The organism is Streptomyces triticirhizae (assembly GCF_003696235.1).
Lineage (GTDB): Bacteria > Actinomycetota > Actinomycetes > Streptomycetales > Streptomycetaceae > Streptomyces > Streptomyces triticirhizae.
The window spans coordinates 1-982 of the sequence record NZ_RFFJ01000410.1 but is presented as its reverse complement, the minus strand read 5'-3'; the positions used below and the strand labels follow the sequence as shown (position 1 = coordinate 982).

General features: G+C 63.0%; 2 protein-coding genes and 1 pseudogene. All 3 read left to right on the top strand.

The window, feature by feature from the left end; translation table 11 throughout:
- Positions 1-287, top strand: a 287-nt coding sequence (locus EBN88_RS30010; RefSeq protein WP_199742545.1) for a YwqJ-related putative deaminase, incomplete at its 5' end; no start/stop codon positions are given.
- Between the two features lie 2 nt (positions 288-289).
- The gene (locus EBN88_RS30005) at positions 290-730 is read left to right on the top strand and encodes an SUKH-3 domain-containing protein (RefSeq protein WP_122400095.1); all 441 of its coding nucleotides are present in this window, start codon (positions 290-292) and stop codon (positions 728-730) included.
- Between the two features lie 71 nt (positions 731-801).
- Positions 802-982: pseudogene (locus EBN88_RS30330) on the top strand (SUKH-3 domain-containing protein); the annotation flags it as partial.

Genomic DNA, 982 nt, shown 5'->3' with positions numbered 1-982 from the left:
CCGGCGCCAGCATCAAAGGCGGCGGCGACCACAACCTCCACCCGGACGTCCAGGCGGCCTACGACAGAGTTCCACAGGACATCCGGTTGCCGGGTAACCAGCACAGCCGGTGTGGTGAGGCCGAAGCGCTCAGCAACGCACTCAACGCGGGCGTCGATCCACGCGGTGGAAGCATGGCCGCCGTGAACGTCCGTGCTGCGGAGAACAGCAGGCACGGCGAGCCAAAAGAGATATGCGCATCGTGCGCCCACGTACTTGACCAGTTCGGCATCACAGGAGTCACCTAGAAATGGAAGAATCACCGAGGCGTTGGTCGGACCAGACGGACCAGGTTCTACGCGCGGCCGGCTGGCAGCCAGGCCGAGCTGTTTCGACCAGCCAGTACGAGCAGTTGCTGAGCGAGCGCGGTGGATTCACCATCCACCCGGCCGCAAGGAGCTTCCTGGCCGAGTTCGGGGGCCTGGAGGTCCAGGAGCGCGGCCCCGGAATCACTGCACTCAAAGTCGACTTTCAGATCAACCCTGCCCTCGCAGAATGGGATGACGAGATTTTCGACGTGCTCAGCGAGGAGGCGGGCGCGTACCTCTACCCCGTCGGCATGGCAGGGCGTCGCAACATGTATATCGGAATGGCGGATGACGGCAGGGTCTTTCTGGGGATGGACAACGCGCACGGGTTCGCCGAGACGGGAGACAGAGCCCTGGAGAAGCTGGTAGAAGGACTTCGCTGATCCACGGGCCCTACCAGGAGTGTCACGTCGCCCGAAGTCCCGCCGATCACCCAGCCAAGGGACAGGACCGCATGGAACTGACCGGAATACCGAGCGACTTCATCTGCGATTCATCAACCTTCCCGGAAGCGACGCGGCGCTGGTCGGAAGAAACCGATCGCGTGCTACGGGAAGCCGGTTGGTATCCAGGAAGATCCGTTTCGACAGCCGGTTGGGAGGAACTGCTCGATGAACACGGCGGCTTCGAGATCC